Source organism: Saccharothrix sp. NBAS 001, from assembly GCF_056640475.1.
In genome coordinates this window covers 6,934,612-6,954,554 of sequence record NZ_CM153251.1, presented here as the reverse complement: position 1 = coordinate 6,954,554, position 19,943 = coordinate 6,934,612, and the positions used below count along the sequence as shown (strand labels likewise).

The window sequence follows — 19,943 nt, the reverse complement described above, 5'->3', positions numbered from 1 at the left end:
TCAGCGCGTCCCGAGCATCGTCGCCCACATGCCCGGGAAGTCCGGGATGGTCTTGGTGGTGGACCCGATGTCGTCCACCTCGACGCCCGGCACGACCAGCCCGACGATCGCGCCCGCGGTCGCCATCCGGTGGTCGGCGTAGGCCCGCCACGTGCCGCCGTGCAGCGGGCGCGGGGTGATGACCAGTCCGTCCTCGGTCTCCTCGGCGTCGCCGCCGAGCCGGTTGACCTCGGCGGCCAGCGCGGCGATCCGGTCGGTCTCGTGGCCCCGGATGTGCGCGACGCCCCGGATGTGCGTGCGCCCCTCGGCCAGCGCGGCCAGCGCGGCGACGGTCGGGGTCAGCTCGCTCTCGTCGCGCAGGTCGACGTCCACGCCGGTCAGCCGGCGCGGCCCGCGCACGGTCAGGCCGCGCTCGTCCAGCGAGACCTCGCAGCCGAACCGCTCGAAGATCCCGCGCACCGCGCCGCCGGGCTGGGTGGTGGTCGACGGCCAGCCGGGGATGGTGACCTCGCCGCCGGTCACCGCGGCGGCGGCCAGGAACGGCGTCGCGTTCGACAGGTCCGGCTCGACGTGCCACTCCCGCGCGCCGATCGGGCCGGGTTCGACCCGCCACGCGTTCGGCTCCGCGTCGTCCACCACCACGCCCGCCGCGCGCAGCATCGACACGGTCATCTCGATGTGCGGCAGGGACGGCACGGGCTTGCCGTCGTGCAGCACGGTCACGCCGCTCTCGTACCGGGCCGCCGACAGCAGCAGGCCGGAGACGAACTGGGACGACGCCGACGCGTCGATGGTGACCTCGCCGCCGGGCAGCCCGCCCTTGCCGTGCAGGGTGAACGGCAGCGCCTCGCCGTCGAGGTCCGCGCCCAGCGCGCGCAGCGCGTCGAGGATCGTGCCCATCGGGCGGACCCGCGCGTGCTCGTCGCCGTCGAACACGACCTCGCCCACGGCCAGCGCCGCGGCCGGCGGCAGGAACCGCATCACGGTGCCCGCGAGCCCGCAGTCCACCGCCGTCGGACCGCGCAGCGCGCCCGGTGTGACCAGCCACGACCCGTCCGGCCCGTCCTCGATCCCGACGCCCAGCGCGACCAGCGCGGCGGCCATCAGGGTGGTGTCCCGGCTGCGCAGCGGGGCGTGCAGCGCGGACGGCCCGTCGGCCAGCGCGGACAGCACCAGGGCGCGATTGGTGATCGACTTGGAGCCCGGCACGGGTACCGTCGCGTGCACGGGGCCGTGGGCGGTGGGAGCGGACCACTGCGAAGTCATGTCCTGATGATTCCGCATGGGGTGGTCGGCGGCTCGCACCGGTTGTTCCCACGTGCGACGATGGCCAATCGGAGGTGATCGGTTTTGTGCGGCAGGTACGCCTCCACCAAGAACCCGGCGCTGCTGGCGGCGGAGTTCGACGCGGTGGACGGCACCGAGGGCGACGCGCCCGGCCCGGACTTCAACGTGGCACCGACCAAGTCGGTGCTCGCGGTCGTGGAGCGCCACCCCAAGGACGACGAGGGCAACGCCGACCCGGACGTGGTCGAGCGCAGCGTGCGGGTGATGCGGTGGGGTCTGGTCCCGCACTGGGCCAAGGACCTCTCCGGCGCGGCCAAGATGATCAACGCCCGGTCGGAGAGCGTGCTGGAGAAGCCCGCCTACAAGACCTCGGCGGCCAAGCGCCGGTGCATCATCCCGGCGGCCGGCTGGTACGAGTGGCAGCCCGGCGAGGGCCGCAAGCAGCCGTACTTCATCAACCCGGGCGACGACTCCAGCCTCGCCATGGCCGGCATCTGGTCGGTGTGGTGGCAGCAGGACGGCGACGAGCGCACGCCGGTCGTCACCTGCGCGGTGCTGACCGCGGACGCGATCGGCGAGATGACCCGGGTGCACCACCGGATGCCGCTGGTGCTGCCGCGCGACCGCTGGTCGGCGTGGCTGAACCCGGACAGCACCGACCCGAGCGACCTGCTGGTGCCGGACCTGGACCTGGTCGACAGCTTCGAGCTGCGGCCGGTGTCCACGAAGGTCAACAACGTCAAGAACAACGACCCGTCGCTGATGGACGCGGTGCGGCTGACCGAGGACGAGCAGCCCGAACCCACCCTGTTCGAGCCGTCATGACCTCCACCACCGTCGACACGCCGCACGGCCCCGCCCGCGCCGAGCTGCACTGCGCGCCCGAGGGGCGGGCGGGGCTGCTGCTCGGGCACGGGGCCGGCGGCGGGATCGCCGCGCCGGACCTGGTGGCGGCGACCCGTGCGGCGGTGGACGCGGGGGTGCACGTGGCGCTGGTCGAGCAGCCCTACCGGGTGGCCGGCCGGCGCGCCCCGGCACCGGCCAAGCAGCTGGACGCGGCGTGGCTGGCGGTGGCGGAAGACCTGGGCGCGCGCTGGTTCGACGAGATGCCGCTGCTGTTCGGCGGCCGGTCGTCGGGCGCGCGGGTGGCCTGCCGCACGGCGGCGCAGGGCCAAGCGGTGGCCGTGCTGTGCCTGGCGTTCCCGGTGCACCCGCCCGGCAAGCCGGACAAGAGCCGGCTGCCCGAGCTGGACGGCGTCGACGTGGCCACCCTGGTCGTGCAGGGCGAGCGGGACCCGTTCGGGCAGCCGGAGGCGGCGCACCACCGCGAGGTGGTGCTGCTGCCCGGCGACCACAACCTCAAGGCCGACCTGGAGGGCCTGCACCGGGCGGTCGGGGAGTGGCTGGACCGCATCCTGCGCCCGCTCCCGCTGGACTGAGCCGGGCCGCCGACCTCGGCCTACGCCGAGATCCGGGCCACCACGGCCCGGGTCAGCCGCACCAGGTCGGCCGGCGCGATCTCGACCTCCAGGCCGCGACGCCCGGCCGAGCAGTAGATGGTGTCGAACGCCTCGGCCGAGAGGTCGAGCACCAGCGGCAGGTGCTTCTTCTGGCCCAGCGGCGAGATGCCGCCCGCCACGTAGCCCGTCGCGCGCTCGGCCGCCGCCACCTCGGCCATCTTCGCCTTCTTGCCGCCCACCGCCGCGGCCAGCGCTTTCAGGTCCAGCTGGCCGGTGACCGGGACCACGCCGACGGCGAGCTTGCCGTCCACCTCGGCGACCAGCGTCTTGAACACCCGTCCGGGTGAAATACCGAGCGCCTCGGCCGCTTCGAGCCCGTAGGACTCGTGGCGCGGGTCGTGCTCGTACGCGTGCAGCGCGTGCGCCACCTTCTGCTTGTCCAGCAACGCCGTGGCAGGCGTCCCTCGTCCAGCCATGATCGCGCACCCTAGCCGGGGAATGCCCAGGTTGTCGCACGCGTTGTCGGTGACGTGGCAACCGAGGTGATGGAACAGCAGGTCAACAGGCCCGGTGCGGCCCGGCCGCCGCGTGGTTCGGCTCACTGCCGGCCCGGCGACCGGCGCGTATCCTCGAACGCGTCCCAGACAGTTTCAGCCACCGCGCCCGCCGGCCGGTGGGAAGGGAGCGCGGTGCCAGCCACGCGAACGCAGGACATGCCGACTGACGAGACAACGGCCGAGCGCGCCGCGCGTTTCGAGCGCGACGCGATGCCGATGCTCGACCAGTTGTACTCGGCTGCCCTGCGGATGACCCGCAACCCGGCCGATGCCGAGGACCTGGTCCAGGAGACGTACCTGAAGGCGTACGCCGCCTTCGCGTCGTTCTCCGCCGGCACCAACCTCAAAGCCTGGCTGTACCGCATCCTCACCAACACCTACATCAACGGGTACCGCAAGAAGCAGCGCCAGCCGTTGCAGCAGCCGACCGAGGAGATCACCGACTGGCAGTTGGCCCAGGCGGAGAGCCACACCTCGACCGGGCTGCGCTCGGCCGAGATGGACGCCATGGACCGGCTGCCCGACTCGGACGTGAAGGAAGCTCTCCAGCGGTTGCCCGAGGAGTTCCGGATCGCGGTGTACCTGGCGGACGTCGAAGGCTTCGCCTACAAGGAGATCGCAGACATCATGGGCACCCCGATCGGCACCGTGATGTCCCGGTTGCACCGGGGCCGCAGGCAGTTGCGCGAGCAGCTGGCCGACGTCGCACGCGAGCGCGGTTTCCTGCGCGGGCAGGAGCAGGGCCGGTCGGAGGTGGCGGGCCGATGAGCTGCGGCGAACCCCACGAGACCGATTGCTCGGAAGTGCTCTCCGAGGTGTGGTTGTTCCTCGACCACGAATGCGACGAACGGCGTAAAGCGTTGTTGCAGACGCACCTGGAGGAGTGCCACCCGTGCCTTGAGGAATACGGCCTGGAGGAGCACCTGAAGGCGCTGCTGGCCAAGAAGTGCGGCGGTGAACTCGCGCCCGAGGAGTTGAAGCAGCGACTGCGCGCGCGGATTCGCCAGGTCACCGTCGAGGTAGAGGTGCGCACCACCGGCGTCGAGTGAATTTCGCTCACGTTCAGCCCCGGAGCCGAGGTTCCGGGGCTTTTTCGCACCGGAACGCGAAAGGGCCGTCGCGGAGCGAGTGCTCCGGACGGCCCTTGACCGCACCTGTCGAATCAGGCGTTGGGGCGCTTCCCGTGGTTCGCGCCACCCTTCTTGCGGTCGCGGCGCTTGCGGGCACGCTTCGACATGGGGTTCTCCTCGTACTCAGATTGCTTCACCCCAGTGTGTCACGTGCGCCCGCGCGCCCGGCGCGCGGCCTGAACCGTGGTTGGATGGGCGGCGGACGAAGGAGTGGGATGGTCGAGCGGATCCGGGCGGCGCGCGCCGCCGCGCGCACAGCGGTGGTGGGGTAGCCCTGTCCACGCTCACCGACCTGCTCGCCGAGCACACCAGGCTCTCCGGCGCGGCCGTCGACCACCTGCAGCTCGTGGTGGCGGAGTGGCAGCTGCTCTCCGACCTCAGCTTCGCCGACTTCCTGATGTGGGTGCCGCTGGACGACACCACCTTCCTGTGCGTGGCGCAGGCGCGGCCGACGACGGCCCCCACCGCGCACCCCGAGGACGTGGTGGGCAGCACCGTCCAGGTGGACGAGCACCCGCAGCTGCGCCGGGCGATGTCCGAGTCGCGGATCTGCCGCGAGGAGGACCCGCGCTGGCACCTGGGCGTGCCGGTGCGCCGGGAGGCCATCCCGGTCAAGCGGCACGACGAGGTGATCGCCGTGCTCAGCCGCAACACCAACCTGGCCGTGCCGAGGGTGCCCAGCCCGCTGGAGATCTCCTACCTGGGCAGCGCCGCCGACCTGTGCCAGATGATCTCCGACGGCACGTTCCCGACCACCGAGCCGTCGCCCGACGTGCACACCAGCCCGCGCGTCGGCGACGGGCTGATCCGGCTGGACTCCTCGGGCGCGGTGGTGTTCGCCAGCCCCAACGCGCTCAGCGCCTACCACCGGATGGGGCACGCCTCCGACCTCGTCGGCGTGCACCTGGCCCCGCTGACCCGCTCGCTGATCGGCGACCCGTTCGACGCGACCGAGGTCGCCCAGCGGATCCGGTCCGCGCTGGACGGGCAGCCGAGCATGCGGATCGAGGCGGAGTCGCGGCGCGGGGCAGCCGTGCTGTTCCGGGCACTGCCGCTGCGGCCGAGGGGGAGCGCGGCCGGCGCGCTGGTGCTGTGCCGGGACGTCACCGAGGTGCGCCGCCGGGACCGCGCGCTGATGTCCAAGGACGCGACCATCCGGGAGATCCACCACCGGGTGAAGAACAACCTCCAGACCGTCGCCGCGCTGCTGCGGTTGCAGAGCCGGCGGACGAGTTCGGAGGAGGCGCGGGAGGCCCTGGCCGAATCGGTGCGCCGGGTCACGTCCATCGCGCTGGTGCACGAGACGCTGTCCATGTCGGTGGACGAGCGGGTCGACCTGGACGACGTGGTCGACAAGGTGATCCCGATGATGTCCGACGTGGCGGCCACCGAGTCCAAGGTGGTGGTGCGCCGGGAGGGCCCGTTCGGCATCGTGCCCGCGGAGCTGGCGACGCCGTTGGTGATGGTGCTGACCGAACTCGTGCAGAACGCGTTCGAGCACGCCTACGCCGCCGGCCAGCACGGCGAGGTCGTGGTGCACGCCGAGCGCTCCGCGAAGTGGCTCGACGTGGTGATCTCGGACGACGGGCGCGGACTGCCGCCCGGCTTCTCGCTGGAGCGCACCGACCGGCTCGGGTTGCAGATCGTCCGGACGCTGGTGGAGTCCGAGTTGCGGGGCAGTCTGAGCTTGCGGCGCCGGCCCCGAGGCGGTACAGAGGCGGTCCTGCGCGTGCCCCTCAGAGCACGGCGTTAAACTAACCCCCGTGCACACGTGACGACCTACCTCAGCGAAGTCACGTGGTCATGCGGGAGGGTGTGCAACAAGACGAAAGGCCCGACACCTGGCACGGTGTCGGGCCTTTCGTGTGCGTGTTGCGCGGCGACGCTCAGGCGTTGCTGCGAGCCCTGGTGCGGGCGTTGCGACGCTTGAGGGCGCGGCGCTCGTCTTCGCTCATCCCGCCCCACACGCCGGCGTCCTGGCCGCTCTCCAACGCCCACGCGAGGCAGTCGGAGACGACGGGACAACGGCGGCAGACGGTCTTCGCCTCGGCGATCTGAAGCAGCGCGGGACCGCTGTTCCCAACGGGGAAGAACAGCTCGGGGTCCTCGTCGCGGCAGATCGCGCGGTGGCGCCAGTCCATTGGAACTACTCCTCAGCTAGGCGCGCGCGAAGGCACGCCGGTCGTCAGCGGTCGGTTTTTGGGGTGCTTGTGAATGCTTTCACGAACGGCCAGGAAGTCAAGGGGTTAGCACTAACCCGGTGAGTGAACTCACCCGAAAGATCGACTGGGTTCATCCCGGCTTTCACCGAGCGGTGTCTTGGCAGGCCAGGACATCGCGGATGGGTAGCGCGCGGGTCACACCACGGTCACGTGCCACCCGGACGTGTTCTCCGGTGCTCACACCATGGTCACACGGCAACGGTCAACGCGCGCGGCACCGAGGTGAACTCCACCTCCGTGCAGGAGCCGAGCAGGTCCCCGTCCACCTGGAGGTTGACCGGTTCCGGACTCGTCACCCGGACGAACTCAACGTCGTCGCGGCGCAACAAGTTCCCGCCCTTGGGGTTGCCGTCGGTGGCCAGCAGGTGCGCGACGTACCGGGTGATCGTCGGCAACCCCATGGCGCGCAGCGCGAACAGGCCCAGCCCGCCGTCGAACGACGTGCTCGGGTTGAGCCGGATCGCCTTGTCCTTCAAGTAGGTCCACGGATCGGTGTTCGAGACGAACGCGAGCCGCACGTCCTCGAACGGCTCCTCGTCGGGGATGCGCACGGTCAGCTTCGACGGGTGCCGGCGCTGCGCGACGTAACTGGCGAAAGCGGTGCGCACGTAAAGGGCCGGTGAGGCGTCGCGGCCTTTCGCGCGCTGCGCCTCGACCCCGGCGACCACGTCGGCGTCCCAGCCGACGCCCGCGTTGAAGGTGAACCAGCGGTCGTGCGAGTGGCCGGCGCCCGCCGACGAGACGCGGCCGAGCCCGACCTTGCGGCTCGTGCCGTGCTCGATCGCCTGCAGCAGGCGGTAAGTGGCCTCGACCGGGTCGCGCGGCAACCCCAGCGCGCCGGCGAAGACGTTCGCCGAACCGCCGGGCACGACGCCCAGCATCGGCACGCCCGGCCCCGCGCCGTGCCGCAGCACCCCGTTGACGACCTCGTTCACCGTGCCGTCGCCGCCGTGCGCGACGACGAGGTCGTACGCGTCCAGCACGGCCTGCGCGGCGGCGTCCGCCGCGTGCCCGCGGTAGTCCGTCTCGACGATGTCGAGCTTCACGTCACTGGCCAGCGCGTGCGCCAGCACGTCCCGGCCGGCAGGCGTGGTCGCCGTCGCCTGCGGGTTGACCACCAGAAGAGCGCGCACTACTAGAGGGTAGGACAGCGCGTGACCTGGGACAGATCGCGTGTCACCCGGTAGGAGGTTCAGAGCGCACCAAAGTGGTCCAGATCTCCTTTCCCGCGTGCCGCTGCGGTGGTTCCCGGGACAAGTGCACCCCGGCCCGACCGCCGGCTCGCCAAGGAACCCCTTGATCTTCGCCCTCGCGGCGGCGGAACGGGACTCGCCAACCGGGTGGCCTACGATGCGTGACGAGTACGCACCGTGAGGAAAGGCCCAGCGTGACGCAGTCGAAGCAGGTCCCGCGCGAGGTCCGCGCCGCCGGTGTGCTGACCGCCCTGGAAGCGCTCGTCGGCCTGGGTTTCGCGGTCGTCCTGGTCGTCAACGCGTTCGACGCCGAACAGCGGGTCGTGAACGTGCTCGGCGAAGCCGCGTACTTCGTGGTGCTCTACGGGGGCGTGCTGGCCGCCGGGATCGGCCTGGTGCTCGGGAAGCACTGGGCGCGCACGCCGTCGATCGTCGTGCAGCTGATCCTGCTGGGCGTCGCCTGGTACGCGTACGGCCCGTCCGGGCAGCAGCTCTACGGCGCGCTGCTCGGCCTGTACGTGGTGGGCGTGATCGTCCTGCTGTTCACCAACCCGGTGCGGCGGTGGGCGCTCGGGGTGGACGAAACCGACGAGTAGTGCCATTCGGACGCCGACCATCGGCTGGGTGATCGCCGACTAACGGAGGGTGTTCTCGTGCACTTCCATGAGTGACGCTGCGAGTGGTGTTTTTCACCACTCCCTGCGTTCGTTGAGGTGACGAGTACATGCGATTGAACCGCGCCCTGACCGCGGTGGCCGGAGCCGCCACCGCGCTGTTGTCCGCCCTGGCGCTGACCACCCTGGCCCCCGCTGCCGCGCAGGCCCAGGACGTCCAGCCCTACATCATCGGTGGCGGCAACGCCTCCAGCGCCCCCTGGGCGGCCCGGCTGTTCCGCAACGGCCAGCAGAACTGCACCGCCACCATCATCGCCCCGACCTGGATCCTGACCGCGCAGCACTGCGTGGCCAGCTCCGGCACCTACACCTTCCGGGTCGGCAGCCTCGACCAGACCACCGGCGGCACCCTGGTCACCGCGACCAGGATCATCCAGCACCCGTCGGTCGACCTCGCCCTGGCGCAGATCGACCGCTCGGTGTCGGCCACCTACGCCCCGCTGGGCACCACCAGCGCGGTGGCCAACGGCCAGACCGTGCAGCTGTTCGGCTGGGGTGCGACCTGCACCAACCAGCCCGAGATCAACTGCCAGGCCCGCTACCTCAAGGTCGCCGACACCCGGGTGACCAACGTCAACGGGCGGGACTACCGGGGCGGCGTCGCCATCACGGTGACCCGGGTCAACGGCATCGCGGCCGGTGGCGACTCGGGCGGCCCGATGTTCGCGACCAGCCCGGTGGACGGCAAGTACTACCAGGTCGGCGTGGCGTCCACGAGCGACCGCTCCAGCACGTCGAACTACACCGCCGTCACGCGCTACCGCGACTGGATCCGCTCCTACGCCGGCGTCTGACGGACAAGGGTTTCCCGACCGAGGGGGTTGACCCCCGTTCTTCCCCCTGCATCGCCCCCTCGGTCGGGGCACCACCGGGTTTGGCTTTCGCCGCTTCACCAGTCACAATCACCCTGCGTGTTCACGTTTGGCGGATGGACACGAACGGAGTAGCCGGATACCGTCTGGCAGGCGTTCGCGCCGCTCCGGGAGCCAGGCAGGGTGAGGTGCGCAGTGCAGAACCCCCCGAGGTGGGTGTCATCTGGCAGTGATGCCGAACGCCCCAACCTGGCCCGGCTGTACGACTACTACCTCGGCGGCGCGCACAACTTCGCGGTCGACCGCGAGTTCGCCGAGCAGTCCATGAAGATCGTCCCCGCCGCGGCCATCGCCCAGCACACCCGGGCGTTCCTGCGCCGGGCGGTCCTGCGGTGCGTGGCCGACGGCGTCCGCCAGTTCCTCGACCTCGGCTCCGGCATCCCGACCGCCGGCAACGTGCACGAGGTCGCCCTGCGAGCCGACCCGGCGTGCCGCGTGGTCTACGTGGACAACGAGCCCGCGACCGTCGCCCACGGGCGGACGATGCTGCGCGACGCGCCGAACGTCGCCGTCGCGGAAGCCGACCTGCGCGACCTGACCGCCGTGCTGTGCTCGCCCGAGGTGCGCGCCCTGCTCGACCTGAGCCGGCCGGTGGCCGTGCTGATGGTGGGCGTTCTGCCGTACCTGACCGACGACGACCGGCCCGCCGACGTGGTGGCCCGCTACCGCGCCGCGATGGCGCCCGGCAGCCACCTGGTGGTCAGCCACCTGACCGCGGACGTGCAGCCCGACATGGTGGAGAAGCTGGTCGGCGTGGCGGCGGAGACGCTGACCCCGGTCGTGGCCCGGTCGCGGGCCGAGATCGAGCCGCTGCTCGCGGGCTTCGACCTGTTGGAGCCTGGCCTGGTGCTGGCCGCCAAGTGGCACGGCGAGGGCGAGGCGGCGACCGGCGCGGAGACCGTCAGCTACGGCGCCGTGGGCGTCAAGCGCTGACCGCCGCCCACCCGTCCCTTACCGCACCCGGGATGTCCTGACGCGCCAACACCTCCCGTGCTGCGGCGCGTCGGTGTTCCGGCGCGCCGGACCTCCCGGCAGTTCGGGGGACGGGAGGTCCGGCGCAGCGGTTCAGGCGCGGATCAGGCGCGGGCCGGGCCCTGGTAGCGGGCGTCGCCGAAGCCCAGGATCGGGTAGCCGATGAACCCGAACAGCCACAGGCCGACGATGCCGAACGCGCCGCTCTTGCCGAACGCCTTCGCCACGTCGAGCGACACGACGATCAGCAGGATGAAGTTCACCACGGGGATGAGGAACAGGATCAGCCACCAGCCGGGGCGACCCGCCACCTTCAGCAGCACGTAGATGTTGTAGATCGGGATGATGGCCGCCCAGCCGGGCTGACCGGCCTTGGCGAACACCTTCCACATTGCCGCGATCATCAGCACGGCGATCACCAGGCTGATGATGATCGGGACGATGCCGATGGACGCGTCGGTCTGGTTCACGACAGAACTTCCTTCCGGTCGGCCTTCGGGGCGGGAGAGTCCCGCACCGGGGATCCGAAGGCGGACACGGTCGGTGACACTGTCAACAGTCACCACACGAATGGGTGACCTTGGCCGTTTCGTGAGGCTTTCGAGATCAACTGTCGACGTTGCCGAGCAAGGCAAGCGGCTCGTCGGCGAGCCGGAACACCGTCCACTCGTCCATCGGGACCGCGCCCAGCGACTTGTAGAAGCCGATCGCGGGCTCGTTCCAGTCCAGCACCGACCACTCGAACCGCGCGTAGCCCCGTGCCACGCACTCCCGGGCGAGGGCCTGGAGCAGCGCCTTGCCCAGGCCGCCGCCGCGCTGGTCCGGCCGGACGTAGAGGTCCTCCAGGTAGATGCCGTGCGAGCCGCGCCAGGTGGAGAAGTTGAGGAACCACAACGCCATCCCGACCACCCGGCCGTCCACCTCGGCCACGTGGCCGAACAGCGCCGGGGCGTCGCCGAACAGCGCGCCGTGCAGCTGGTCGGCGGTGAGCAGGCACTCGTCGCGGGCGTGCTCGTACTCGGCGAGTTCCCGGACCAGCCCCACGATCGCCGGCACGTCGGCGGGCCGGGCCCGGCGGATCCGGGGGTCAGTCAACGTCGACCTCCCAGGCGGGCACGTTCAACCGGCGCACCTGCGGGTCGCCCCGCTCGTCGCCGAGCACGGTCAGGCCGGCCGGGTCGAGTCCGAAGTGGACGCCCTGCTCGGGCGGGAGCCCGAGCCAGGTCGCGATCAGCACCCGGCTGAAGTGCCCGTGGCCGACGAGCACCACGTCCCCGCCGGCCAGCGCCTGCCGGGCGCGGGCGACGACGCCCTCGGCGCGCACCCGCACGGCGTCGTGCGTCTCGCCGCCCGGGACGGGGTGGGTCCAGACCGTCCAGCCGGGCACCGTCTCCCGGATCTGCGGCGTGGTCAGCCCCTCGAAGTCGCCGTAGTCCCACTCGGCGAGGTCCTCGGTCCGCTCGGCCTCCAACCCGGCCAGCTCGGCCGTCCGCCAAGCCCGTTCCCGAGGACTGCTCAATACCAGGGCGGCCGGCCGATCCGTCCCCCGCAACCGGGCCAGCACCGCCCCCGCCCGCCGCGCCTGCTGAACCCCTTCACCGGTCAGGGGAATGTCGGAACGCCCGGTATGCCGCCCGCTCTCGGACCACTCGGTCTGGCCGTGGCGGAGCAGGTAAACGTGAGAGGACACCTGGCCGATCCTAGTGTCGGGACGGTGAACGTGCCTTTGCGGAAGATCACATCGACTACTTTCCGTGGTGTGCGTGACCTACTAGAGGACGTCTTACGGCTCCAGTCCGTTGATGCAGGGCTCGACCCACGTGGTGAACGGCGAGTACCGGTCACGGCCCAAGGATGAGCTGCGGCTGCGAGTCGACTGGGCGCGCAACGTGCCGGCCGACCAGCTGGAAGTGCGGCTCGACCGAGTGGACGGCTTCACCCTGCCGTCGCACAAGCGGAAGCTCGGCAGCGCCTACGAAGCGGGCATGGTCACCGCTTTCAGCTATGCCGTCGACGTCATCCCGGACGAGTCGGTCTTGGAGCGCGACCTCGCGCACATGCTGTCCATGCTCAGCGCGCTCTACCTGCAAGTCGACCTGCCGGGCGAGCCGTCGCCCGAGGTGGCGGACGCCATCCTGGCGAGCGAGCGGTCGGCGGGCCGGAGTGGTCGGCGCGGTGGGCAGGGGATGCGGCTCAACGCGCCGGAGAAGAAGGCGATCGAGCAGCGGGCCGTGAAGGTGGCCATCGCGCACCTGCGCGGCAAGGGCTACGAGGTCAAGGACGTCGGTGACCGCGAGTCGTACGACCTGGACGCCACGCGCGACCGCGAGCGCCTCTACGTCGAGGTCAAGGGGACCACCAGCAGGTGGGGGCCGACCAGCGAGGTGATCCTGACCCGCAACGAGGTCGAACTGCACGAGGACAAGTTCCCGAACACCATGCTGGCCGTCGTCCACTCGATCACCCTGACGCGTGGTGCTTCGCCCACCGCGTCCGGCGGGACGTTGCACGTCGTCCACCCGTGGCGGGTGGTGAGGGAGAACCTGGTCCCGTTGACCTATAGATACTTGGTCGATGAACGTTGACGACTTGATCGCGCGCCTGTCCCTGCGGTTCGGGCCGGAGGTGGCGGAGTGGTGTGCTGGAGTTCCGGCGCGCGCGGGGTCGTTGGCGCAACGGTGGGGGCTGGTTCTGGGGGAGCCTTACGACGACGGTGCGTCGTCCGTGGCCATCCGGTGCACGACCTCCGACGGCGTCTCGGGCGTGCTCAAGTTGACGCCGGACGAGGGGTTCCTGGACTCGCAGGTCGAGATGTTGCGCTCGTTGGCACCGTCCGGGCGGGTGGTCGGGGTGTTGGCGGCGGAGACCGGGGCGGTGTTGTTGGAGGCCGTCGTGCCGGGGGTGGAGGCCGCGCCCACGCCCGAGGAGTGGGCGGAGTTGATGACCGCGCTGCACCGGGTGCCGCCGCCGGCGGGGCCGGCGCGGACGTTGCGCGGGCGCATGGAGGAGGCGTTCGCCCGGATCGGCCGGCGGCTGGTCGAGCCCGCCATCGCGGCCCACGTCGATCGCGCCGTCTGGGATCTCGCTGTGCAGCGCTGCGAACATCTCCTCGACACTGCATCCACCACGGTTCTCCTGCACGGTGATCTGCACCCCGGCAATGTCCTGGACGGCGGCCCTCGCGGGCTCGTCGCCATCGACCCGAAGACGTGCGTGGGCGATCCGTGCTTCGACGCCATGGACTACGTGGTGGACGCGGCGGGCAAGGAGAGCATCGAGGAGCGCTGCGCCCGGGTCGCCGCCGCGTACGGCCTCGACCACGACCGCCTGCGCACCTGGTCGCAGGTGGACGCGCCGCTCCTGGTGATCGGGCACCTGACCTACGGCGGACCCGAGGGCGCGGTGGAAGAACTGCTGGCATTCGCCGCAGACCGTTAGAAGCCCCGGTGCCCGGACGGCGATTCGCGCCGTCTCCGGGCACTTCCGCGTGGCTCACACCGAGAGCACCCGGACGAACCCGCCCGCGGACCAGTCCGGAGCCCGGCCGACCATCATCCCGCCGGTCTCCACCCACGCGTGGAAGCGGCACGGGTCTTCGGCGGCACCGAGCACCCAGCGCAGCCGCCGGCGGGACAGCGCGGCGGCGACCACGGCGGCCAGCGACCGTTCCAGGCAGGCCGCCCGTCCCGGGTGCCGGTCCGCCGCCGCGTCGACCGCCGCCACCACCGCGAGCACCTCGTCCGCCGTCGCGGCCCGCGCGCACCACCGCCGGTTCAGCGCGCCGACCACCCGCAGGGTGACGTGGAACGGCAACCGCAGCAGCACCAACGCGACCAGCAGGCCCGCCCACGCCCGCACGCCCGTCGCGCGCGGCAGGTGGTCGGTGGTCAGCAGGCCCTCGGGACGGTCCCCGGCGCACGACGACGTGCCCGGCCCCGTGCCGATCGGGCCGGTCGCGACCAGCCCCCGGGCCACCATGTCCGCGATGGCCTGGCGGGCGTCCTGCCGGACCGTGTCGCCGAGGGCGTCGGGGTACCGGCTCGCCGTGGCGGCGAGCACCCGCTCCACGTCGCCCACGCTCCCCAACTCGCGCCACAGCGCGGTCGCCACCGGGTTGAGCACGTGCCACCGGCCCGACCTGGCGTTCAACAGGAACGTCGCACCGCTGGCCGCGCATGCCGCGTGGAGGTGACGCGGCACGTGCACCACGCTGCCCGCGTTCACGACGACCCCAGCCACAGGTCGTACGCGATGAGCCGGTTGAGCGCGGGCAGCGGTGCGGCGGCGCCCGCAGCGGCCCGTTCGACCGACGCGACGACCTCGCGCGGCTCCACCAGGCCCAGGTCGGCCAGGCGGGACTCCTTGAGCATGGCCCGCAGGCCGGGCGCGGCCAGCCGGAGGCCCCGGTACTCCTCGCCCAGGTAGTTGCCCTTGGTCCGGCGGTCGATCGCGGCGGCCGGCACGCGCCCGTGCAGCGCGGCGCGCAGCAGCGGTTTGACCGCCGTGCCGGCGGCCCGGTGGTGCGCGGGCCGCGCGGTGCACGCCCGGATGACGCCGTTGTCCAGGAACGGCGCCTGCGGCCAGATCCCGTACGGCCGGGCGAGGTCGCCGAGCTGCCGCTGCACCGCGCCGGACCGGCGCAGGTCGTGCCACGCGGTGAAGTCCGCGACCCCGGCGTCGGCGGTGTCCGGCGCGGACGCCGCGTGGTCGTCCACGAGGTCGACCAGCGACCGCCGTGCGGAACCGGTGAGCCAGCGGGACTCCAGCCCCGGCGCGGGCCACCACGAGATCGCGTCCACCCACTCCGGCTGCCGGGCGTCGCCGTGCCGCAGCTGCCGGGCGAACGCGCGCAGCGCCCGGCGCATCGACGTGCGGGACAGCGCGAGGGCGCGGTTGAGCACCCTGGTCGGCGAGTCCTGGCGGAACCTGGCCCACGCGTGCGACTCGGCCAGCAGCCGGCGCACCCGTCCGGCGGCGGCCAGGTCGCCCAGGTAGGACGGCGGCGCGACGAGGAGCGCGTCCGCGCCCTCCCCGCCGAGGTGTAGCCGCCCGCCCGCCTGCGCGACCCGGCGCAGCCGCAGCAGGTTGCGCTCGCGCACGGCCGCCGCGAAATCCGGCAGGTCGGTCGGCGGTGCGCCGGCGAGGTCCCGGTACGGCAGGGTGCCGGCGGCGCCGCGCACCACCTCCAGCCGCAGGCCCGGGGACGATTCGGCGTTGCGCACCGCGTGGTCGAGGTCGTCGGCGGGCACGTCCGGGTGGTGGTAGGTGAACACCGGCAGCGGCTCGGGCCGGTGAGCCGCCGCGAGCAGCGCGATGGACGTCGAGTCGAGGCCGCCGCTGAAGTCCGCCGTGACCACCCCGGTCCCGGACATCCGCGCGGCCACGGCGTCGTCTAGCGCGTCACGCAGCCGCCGCGCCCAGTCGTCGGGGGACAGCACCTCGTCGGGCGGCGGGCCGTGGCGGCCGATCACGGCCGAACCGGTGGCCGACACCCGCAGCGACTCGCCCGCGTCCAGCCTGCGCAGGCCCGCCAACGGGGTCCGGCCGTGGGTGAGCACGGGCAGCGCGGCGCAGAAGATGTCGGCGGCGGCGAAACCGGGGTCCGGCCGGTCCAGTCCGGCGGCCCACGCCGTGTGCCGGGCGCTCGTGCCGAACACGAACTCCCGGCCCGGGTGGAAGTACAGCGGGTACTGGCCGGCGAGGTCGGTGAAAGCGAAGAGTTCCTGCCCGGTCAGCACGACGGCGAGGTAGCTGCCCGGCCAGCGGGCCACCGATTCCGGCGTGCCGGCGCGCAGGGCGGCGGTGAGGTCGGTGCGCATCCGCTCGTCGTCCACCAGGCAGTCGCCCACGACGAGCACCCGGCCTTGCGCGCACCGCGCGGTGCGGAACTCCCCGACGTGCCACGGCCCCCAGGCCACCGGACCCGCCAGGTCGGGCCACACCGCCGTCGCGTGCGGCACCGCCGCGTCCGGCCGGCCGGACGGGTGCACGCCGAGCAGGCCCGGACCGCGCGGTGCGGGCGGTCGCCGAACCGGTCGCGAGACCACCGGTCTACCAGTAGTACTGGGAATTCGCGTCCGCGTTGCCGCTGGACGAACTGCCCAGCGTCACCCGCCGGACGTCGCCGAAGTCGAGCAGCACGGGCGGTTCGTAGGACGCGTCCGGCGGGCCGGCGGGGGAATTCGGGTGCGCCGGGAAATCGGTGGCGGGTGACTGCGCGCGAGGGCCGCGGAAGAAGTCCATGGTGTTGCCTTCGATCTGGCTCCGGCCGCGGTCCGGCCGGACGCGGTGGGCGAGCGGAGTACTGGTCGGGAGCGGCAGCCTAGCGCAGCGAAATAACCGTCAGCCAGCCGCCGACAGCGCACCGGTGAAAACGCCGGCGCGACCGCCGGTGGAGCGTGGCCGGATAGCTCGACCGGGTGATCCGCCGGAATCCGGAATTCATCGGGTGCGTTGCGTCGAATTGAACCCGGAACGCCTTCCGGAGGCCGGTCGGGAGTTCATTTCGACGAACGGGACCGCAGACCGAGGATCAGCGCGCCCTGCGCCTCGGTGTGCGGGCTGAGCGTGCTGGCCCGCAGCTCGAAGTCCGCCGACGGCACGACCGAGCCGGTCAGCGCGAACCGCGCGAGCTCCTGCCCGCACGGTTCCAGCAGCATGGACCGGGCCTCGGCCAGCTCCCCGCCGATCACGATCCGGTGCGGGTTGATCAGGTTGCACAGCTGGGCGAGGGCGAAGCCCAGGACCCGGCCGGCGTCGTTGAGCACGCGGGTGCACACCGCGTCGCCGTTGCGCGCCCGGAGCACGAGTTCGGCCAGCGTGGCGGGCACGTCCCGGGACGTGCCGCGCTGCGACTGCTTGACCTTGGCCAGCAGCGATTCCGCGCCGACCATGGTGTCCAGGCAGCCGCGCCCGCCGCACAGGCACATCTCGCCGCGCGGGTCGATGGTCAGGTGGCCGATCTCGCCCGCCATCCCGCGCTGCCCGCGCACCAGGTTCGAGCCCACGACGATGCCAATGCCGACGCCCGTGGACGCCTTCACGTACACGACGTGCTCGACCGCCTCCTCCGACGTGTAGGTCTGCTCGGCCAGCGCGCCGAGGTTGGCGTCGTTGTCCATCACCACCGGCACGCCGAGTTCGCCGGCCACCTCGCCCGCCGGGTCGTCCTCGGGCTCCCACGGCGGCAGGACCGGCGTGGTGAACCGCCCGGTGCGCGGGTCGACCATGCGCGGCACGCCCAAGCCCGCCGACACCACGTCGGACATGCCCTGCCCGGTCTCCTCGACGGCTTCCCGGACGAGCCGGAGCAAGGTCGGCAGCAGCCGCCGGAACCCGACGTTCGCGCCGGAGTCCTCGTGCCGCACGGTGATCCGGTCGTGCGGGTCACCGACCGGCCGGGCCACCACGGAAGTGTGGTTGAACCCGAGGTCGATGCCGACCGCCACCCCGCGCATCCGGCTCAGCCGCACCTTGCCCTTGGCCCGCCCGCCCGGCGCGTCGACCTCGACGATCCCCTCCGCGGTCAACTCCTGGACCGTCTGCGAGACCTGGCCGCCGGATAACCCGGTGCGCCGGGAGAGCTGCGATTGCCGGTCGGATTTGACCATGATCTCGATGATCAACCGGCGGCGGTTCCACTCGCGGCCCTGGGCGGGCACGTCCAGGAGTTCACGCGCTTCCCGCATGAGGGCGCCCTCTCCGCAAAAATGCCTATTCCGAAGACCCGATGAATCAGAATAGCAGCCGTTTCTTCAATCTGAAGGACGGTCGAGTTCGGATGCGCCGGCCCACGAATTCCGGAACCCGTCCGACCCGCCGGGCCGCCGGCCGGACAAGTCGATCTTGCCCGCCCACCCGGAAACGCGGAACGGCGCCGACCGGGCGAGGTTCCGCCGGCCGACGCCGTTCCGGAGTCGCCGGACTACACTCCGGATACAGGTGGGAGGACGAGGAGAGCGCTGGTGAGCACGGGCAAGCGCCGCTGTCGCACATGCGACACCTGGTTGGCCGGCGACAACCCGGGCACGCAGTGCGGCCCATGCAGCGCCGCCTACGCCCTGAAAGCCCCCATCTTGCCCGCCGAGTTCTGGGCTCAGCCGACCATCCGCGAGGCGTTCGAGTCCCGCAGCATCGGCCAGGTCTTCCGCGCCTACCGCCGGACGCAGATCCCCACGTTGCCGCAGGCCACCCTGGCCGGTTGGCTGCTCCTCACGCAGGGCCGGATCAGCGAGATCGAGCGCACCCGCCGCCCGGTCACCGACATGGAACGCCTCGAACGGTGGTGCGACGCCCTCCACGTACCCCGACACCTGCGCTGGTTCAACTGGGGAGTGCACGAAGTCCGCGATGCGGAAACCCAAGGGACGCAAGGTAAATCACTAGCCGAATTCGGACTCTCGTACGCGGCATCCCTCCCGTCTACGGTGGAAGTGGTTGCCGAACTCGGGAGGCACGACATGGAGCGCAGGACCTTCCTCACGGGCACGCTGTTCAGCGTCGCCGCATCCGTCGCCCCCAGCCGTGACTGGCTGCTCGCCACCCTGGACGAGGCCGGAGCCGCGCGAGGAAAGATCAGCAGCGAACAGGTCGAGGCCATCCGCCGCACGTTCGGCGTGTTCCAGGAACTCGACGTCATGCGCGGCGGAGGCCACGCCCGCGAACAGCTCTCCACCTACTTGACGTCCCAGGTCGTGCCGTTGTTGCGCAGCAACGACCCCGCGACGGAGAACGGCCGCGCGCTGTTCGAGGCAGCCGCGGAACAGCTCTACCTGCTGGGGTGGATGGCGTTCGACAACGGGGAGCACTCCCTGGCCCAGCGCTACCTCATTCAGTCCTTGCGCCTGGCCCAGGCCGCCGGCAGTCCCGAGCTGGGCGCGCACGTCCTGGCGGGCCTGTCCGACCAGGCCACGCTCACCGGCAACCCCGACCACGCCGTCCAGCTCGCCAAGGCCGGCCGCGCCGGTCTCGTCCACGGCCACTCCGAGGCATGCCTGGCCGACCTCTGGGCGTTGCAGGGCCGGGCCGAGGCTGCGATGGGCGACGCCAAGGCAGCGGCACGGAGCGTGCACCTGTCCGAAACGGCGTTCGCCGAGGTCGACCACGACACCGAGCCCGAGTGGGCGAGGTTTATCGACCCGGCATATCTCAACGGCGAGTACGCCCACACCTTCCGCGACCTCCAGCGCCCCGACGAGGCCGCCCACTTCGCCGGCCTCTCGATTGCAGAGTCGGAACGCCAGAACCGCGCCCGCCGAGGCTCCATGGCCCAAGCCGTCATGTCCCGCTCCGCGATCGACCGCCACGACCTGGAAGCCGCCGCATCCGCCGGCATGGCCGCCGCCAAACTCGCCGCGACCGTGAAGTCCTCCCGATCCGTCGAAGCCGTCGCGGACCTCCGCACCCGTCTCCAGGAGCACCGCGAGTCGCCCGCCGTCCGTGACTTCCTGGACGTCTCCGGCGCACTCCTACCCGCGATGGGACCACGAACCCAGGCGTGACCCCGGAACTCTTGCCGATGCCGTCCACAGGTCACCCGGCCCTGTGATCATGATCTGTAGGCGGTCGGCGTTGATC

The 19,943-nt window shown here is 71.8% G+C and carries 23 protein-coding genes; 11 read left to right on the top strand and 12 right to left on the bottom strand.

The genetic code is table 11. The features are described 5' to 3' along the window. Nucleotides 1–1,266, bottom strand: coding sequence for a 3-phosphoshikimate 1-carboxyvinyltransferase (gene aroA / locus AC0HI0_RS29940; protein WP_480926849.1), 1,266 nt, complete (start codon nt 1,264–1,266; stop codon nt 1–3). An 84-nt stretch (nt 1,267–1,350) separates the two neighbouring features. On the opposite strand from aroA, the gene AC0HI0_RS29935 reads away from it, so the two are divergent. Together AC0HI0_RS29935 and AC0HI0_RS29930 are read left to right on the top strand one after the other, a co-directional pair. After that, the gene (locus tag AC0HI0_RS29935) at nt 1,351–2,112 is read left to right on the top strand and encodes an SOS response-associated peptidase (RefSeq protein WP_480926848.1); all 762 of its coding nucleotides are present in this window, start codon (nt 1,351–1,353) and stop codon (nt 2,110–2,112) included. After that, complete coding sequence (locus AC0HI0_RS29930) at nt 2,109–2,726, top strand: alpha/beta hydrolase family protein (RefSeq protein ID WP_480926847.1); 618 nt, start codon at nt 2,109–2,111, stop codon at nt 2,724–2,726. Before AC0HI0_RS29935 ends, AC0HI0_RS29930 begins: the two co-directional genes overlap by 4 nt. Before the next feature lie 20 nt (nt 2,727–2,746). Here AC0HI0_RS29930 and ybaK read toward each other — a convergent pair whose 3' ends face one another. Continuing rightward, entirely contained in the window at nt 2,747–3,223 is a 477-nt protein-coding gene (ybaK, locus tag AC0HI0_RS29925; protein ID WP_480926846.1) for a Cys-tRNA(Pro) deacylase, read from the bottom strand. A gap of 237 nt (nt 3,224–3,460) precedes the next feature. On the opposite strand from ybaK, the gene AC0HI0_RS29920 reads away from it, so the two are divergent. Further along, on the top strand, nt 3,461–4,072 hold the full coding sequence (locus AC0HI0_RS29920) for a sigma-70 family RNA polymerase sigma factor (protein WP_480926845.1): 612 nt from the start codon (nt 3,461–3,463) through the stop codon (nt 4,070–4,072). After that, nucleotides 4,069–4,353 (top strand): mycothiol system anti-sigma-R factor, encoded by a 285-nt coding sequence (gene rsrA / locus AC0HI0_RS29915; RefSeq protein ID WP_480926844.1) that lies wholly within the window; start codon nt 4,069–4,071, stop codon nt 4,351–4,353. Before AC0HI0_RS29920 ends, rsrA begins: the two co-directional genes overlap by 4 nt. 113 nt (nt 4,354–4,466) lie before the next feature. Here rsrA and AC0HI0_RS29910 read toward each other — a convergent pair whose 3' ends face one another. Then, nucleotides 4,467–4,541, bottom strand: a complete 75-nt coding sequence (locus AC0HI0_RS29910; RefSeq protein WP_096498094.1) for a 50S ribosomal protein bL37 — start codon at nt 4,539–4,541, stop codon at nt 4,467–4,469. A 167-nt stretch (nt 4,542–4,708) separates the two neighbouring features. Here AC0HI0_RS29910 and AC0HI0_RS29905 point away from each other — a divergent pair, with 167 nt between their 5' ends. Next, nucleotides 4,709–6,187 (top strand): histidine kinase N-terminal domain-containing protein, encoded by a 1,479-nt coding sequence (locus tag AC0HI0_RS29905; RefSeq protein ID WP_480934417.1) that lies wholly within the window; start codon nt 4,709–4,711, stop codon nt 6,185–6,187. Nucleotides 6,188–6,320: 133 nt separating this feature from the next. Here the strand turns inward: AC0HI0_RS29905 and AC0HI0_RS29900 are convergent, their stop codons facing one another. Beyond that, nucleotides 6,321–6,575: a WhiB family transcriptional regulator gene (locus tag AC0HI0_RS29900; protein ID WP_015104912.1), complete on the bottom strand. Its 255-nt coding sequence runs from the start codon at nt 6,573–6,575 to the stop codon at nt 6,321–6,323. Nucleotides 6,576–6,844: 269 nt separating this feature from the next. Next, nucleotides 6,845–7,789, bottom strand: coding sequence for a diacylglycerol/lipid kinase family protein (locus AC0HI0_RS29895; RefSeq protein WP_480926843.1), 945 nt, complete (start codon nt 7,787–7,789; stop codon nt 6,845–6,847). Nucleotides 7,790–8,043: 254 nt separating this feature from the next. On the opposite strand from AC0HI0_RS29895, the gene AC0HI0_RS29890 reads away from it, so the two are divergent. The 3 genes from AC0HI0_RS29890 (at nt 8,044) to AC0HI0_RS29880 (ending at nt 10,328) form a co-directional block, all read left to right on the top strand. Continuing rightward, nucleotides 8,044–8,445, top strand: coding sequence for a hypothetical protein (locus AC0HI0_RS29890; RefSeq protein WP_480926842.1), 402 nt, complete (start codon nt 8,044–8,046; stop codon nt 8,443–8,445). A 128-nt stretch (nt 8,446–8,573) separates the two neighbouring features. Beyond that, entirely contained in the window at nt 8,574–9,317 is a 744-nt protein-coding gene (locus AC0HI0_RS29885) for a S1 family peptidase (RefSeq protein ID WP_480926841.1), read from the top strand. Between the two features lie 234 nt (nt 9,318–9,551). Continuing rightward, complete coding sequence (locus AC0HI0_RS29880) at nt 9,552–10,328, top strand: SAM-dependent methyltransferase (RefSeq protein ID WP_480926840.1); 777 nt, start codon at nt 9,552–9,554, stop codon at nt 10,326–10,328. A 143-nt stretch (nt 10,329–10,471) separates the two neighbouring features. On the opposite strand, the gene AC0HI0_RS29875 is transcribed toward AC0HI0_RS29880, so the two are convergent. The 3 genes from AC0HI0_RS29875 to AC0HI0_RS29865 form a co-directional block, all read right to left on the bottom strand. Further along, nucleotides 10,472–10,837: a DUF5684 domain-containing protein gene (locus tag AC0HI0_RS29875; RefSeq protein WP_480926839.1), complete on the bottom strand. Its 366-nt coding sequence runs from the start codon at nt 10,835–10,837 to the stop codon at nt 10,472–10,474. 136 nt (nt 10,838–10,973) lie between these two features. Continuing rightward, a complete protein-coding gene (locus tag AC0HI0_RS29870) occupies nt 10,974–11,462 on the bottom strand; it encodes an N-acetyltransferase family protein (protein ID WP_480926838.1) in 489 nt (162 codons plus the stop codon). Further along, nucleotides 11,455–12,057 carry a histidine phosphatase family protein gene (locus AC0HI0_RS29865; protein WP_480926837.1) on the bottom strand — a complete coding sequence of 201 codons (603 nt, stop codon included), beginning with the start codon at nt 12,055–12,057 and terminating at the stop codon, nt 11,455–11,457. The genes AC0HI0_RS29870 and AC0HI0_RS29865 overlap by 8 nt, the downstream gene beginning before the upstream one ends. A gap of 112 nt (nt 12,058–12,169) precedes the next feature. Here AC0HI0_RS29865 and AC0HI0_RS29860 point away from each other — a divergent pair, with 112 nt between their 5' ends. Further along, a complete protein-coding gene (locus AC0HI0_RS29860) occupies nt 12,170–12,952 on the top strand; it encodes an MrcB family domain-containing protein (RefSeq protein ID WP_480926836.1) in 783 nt (260 codons plus the stop codon). Then, nucleotides 12,942–13,805 carry an aminoglycoside phosphotransferase family protein gene (locus AC0HI0_RS29855; protein ID WP_480926835.1) on the top strand — a complete coding sequence of 288 codons (864 nt, stop codon included), beginning with the start codon at nt 12,942–12,944 and terminating at the stop codon, nt 13,803–13,805. Before AC0HI0_RS29860 ends, AC0HI0_RS29855 begins: the two co-directional genes overlap by 11 nt. A gap of 54 nt (nt 13,806–13,859) precedes the next feature. Here the strand turns inward: AC0HI0_RS29855 and AC0HI0_RS29850 are convergent, their stop codons facing one another. From AC0HI0_RS29850 to AC0HI0_RS29835, 4 genes are all read right to left on the bottom strand, one after another. Next, nucleotides 13,860–14,606 carry a lasso peptide biosynthesis B2 protein gene (locus AC0HI0_RS29850; protein ID WP_480926834.1) on the bottom strand — a complete coding sequence of 249 codons (747 nt, stop codon included), beginning with the start codon at nt 14,604–14,606 and terminating at the stop codon, nt 13,860–13,862. Continuing rightward, on the bottom strand, nt 14,588–16,414 hold the full coding sequence (locus tag AC0HI0_RS29845) for an albusnodin/ikarugamycin family macrolactam cyclase (RefSeq protein ID WP_480926833.1): 1,827 nt from the start codon (nt 16,412–16,414) through the stop codon (nt 14,588–14,590). The genes AC0HI0_RS29850 and AC0HI0_RS29845 overlap by 19 nt, the downstream gene beginning before the upstream one ends. Before the next feature lie 4 nt (nt 16,415–16,418). Further along, on the bottom strand, nt 16,419–16,610 hold the full coding sequence (locus AC0HI0_RS29840; protein WP_480926832.1) for a lasso RiPP family leader peptide-containing protein: 192 nt from the start codon (nt 16,608–16,610) through the stop codon (nt 16,419–16,421). Between the two features lie 257 nt (nt 16,611–16,867). Continuing rightward, entirely contained in the window at nt 16,868–18,055 is a 1,188-nt protein-coding gene (locus AC0HI0_RS29835) for an ROK family protein (protein WP_480926831.1), read from the bottom strand. A gap of 276 nt (nt 18,056–18,331) precedes the next feature. Here AC0HI0_RS29835 and AC0HI0_RS29830 point away from each other — a divergent pair, with 276 nt between their 5' ends. Next, a complete protein-coding gene (locus tag AC0HI0_RS29830) occupies nt 18,332–19,867 on the top strand; it encodes an NsdA family TPR-like regulatory protein (protein ID WP_480926830.1) in 1,536 nt (511 codons plus the stop codon). Nucleotides 19,868–19,943: the final 76 nt, after the last annotated feature.

Excerpts from the sequence above, each read along its gene's own strand:
- AC0HI0_RS29900 (WP_015104912.1), bottom strand. The coding sequence starts at position 6,575 with ATGGACTGGCGCCACCGCGCGATCTGCCGCGACGAGGACCCCGAGCTG.
- AC0HI0_RS29835 (WP_480926831.1), bottom strand. The coding sequence starts at position 18,055 with ATGCGGGAAGCGCGTGAACTCCTGGACGTGCCCGCCCAGGGCCGCGAG.
- aroA (WP_480926849.1), bottom strand. The coding sequence starts at position 1,266 with ATGACTTCGCAGTGGTCCGCTCCCACCGCCCACGGCCCCGTGCACGCG.
- AC0HI0_RS29885 (WP_480926841.1), top strand. The coding sequence starts at position 8,574 with ATGCGATTGAACCGCGCCCTGACCGCGGTGGCCGGAGCCGCCACCGCG.
- rsrA (WP_480926844.1), top strand. The coding sequence starts at position 4,069 with ATGAGCTGCGGCGAACCCCACGAGACCGATTGCTCGGAAGTGCTCTCC.
- AC0HI0_RS29840 (WP_480926832.1), bottom strand. The coding sequence starts at position 16,610 with ATGGACTTCTTCCGCGGCCCTCGCGCGCAGTCACCCGCCACCGATTTC.
- AC0HI0_RS29930 (WP_480926847.1), top strand. The coding sequence starts at position 2,109 with ATGACCTCCACCACCGTCGACACGCCGCACGGCCCCGCCCGCGCCGAG.
- AC0HI0_RS29860 (WP_480926836.1), top strand. The coding sequence starts at position 12,170 with ATGCAGGGCTCGACCCACGTGGTGAACGGCGAGTACCGGTCACGGCCC.
- ybaK (WP_480926846.1), bottom strand. The coding sequence starts at position 3,223 with ATGGCTGGACGAGGGACGCCTGCCACGGCGTTGCTGGACAAGCAGAAG.
- AC0HI0_RS29855 (WP_480926835.1), top strand. The coding sequence starts at position 12,942 with ATGAACGTTGACGACTTGATCGCGCGCCTGTCCCTGCGGTTCGGGCCG.
- AC0HI0_RS29920 (WP_480926845.1), top strand. The coding sequence starts at position 3,461 with ATGCCGACTGACGAGACAACGGCCGAGCGCGCCGCGCGTTTCGAGCGC.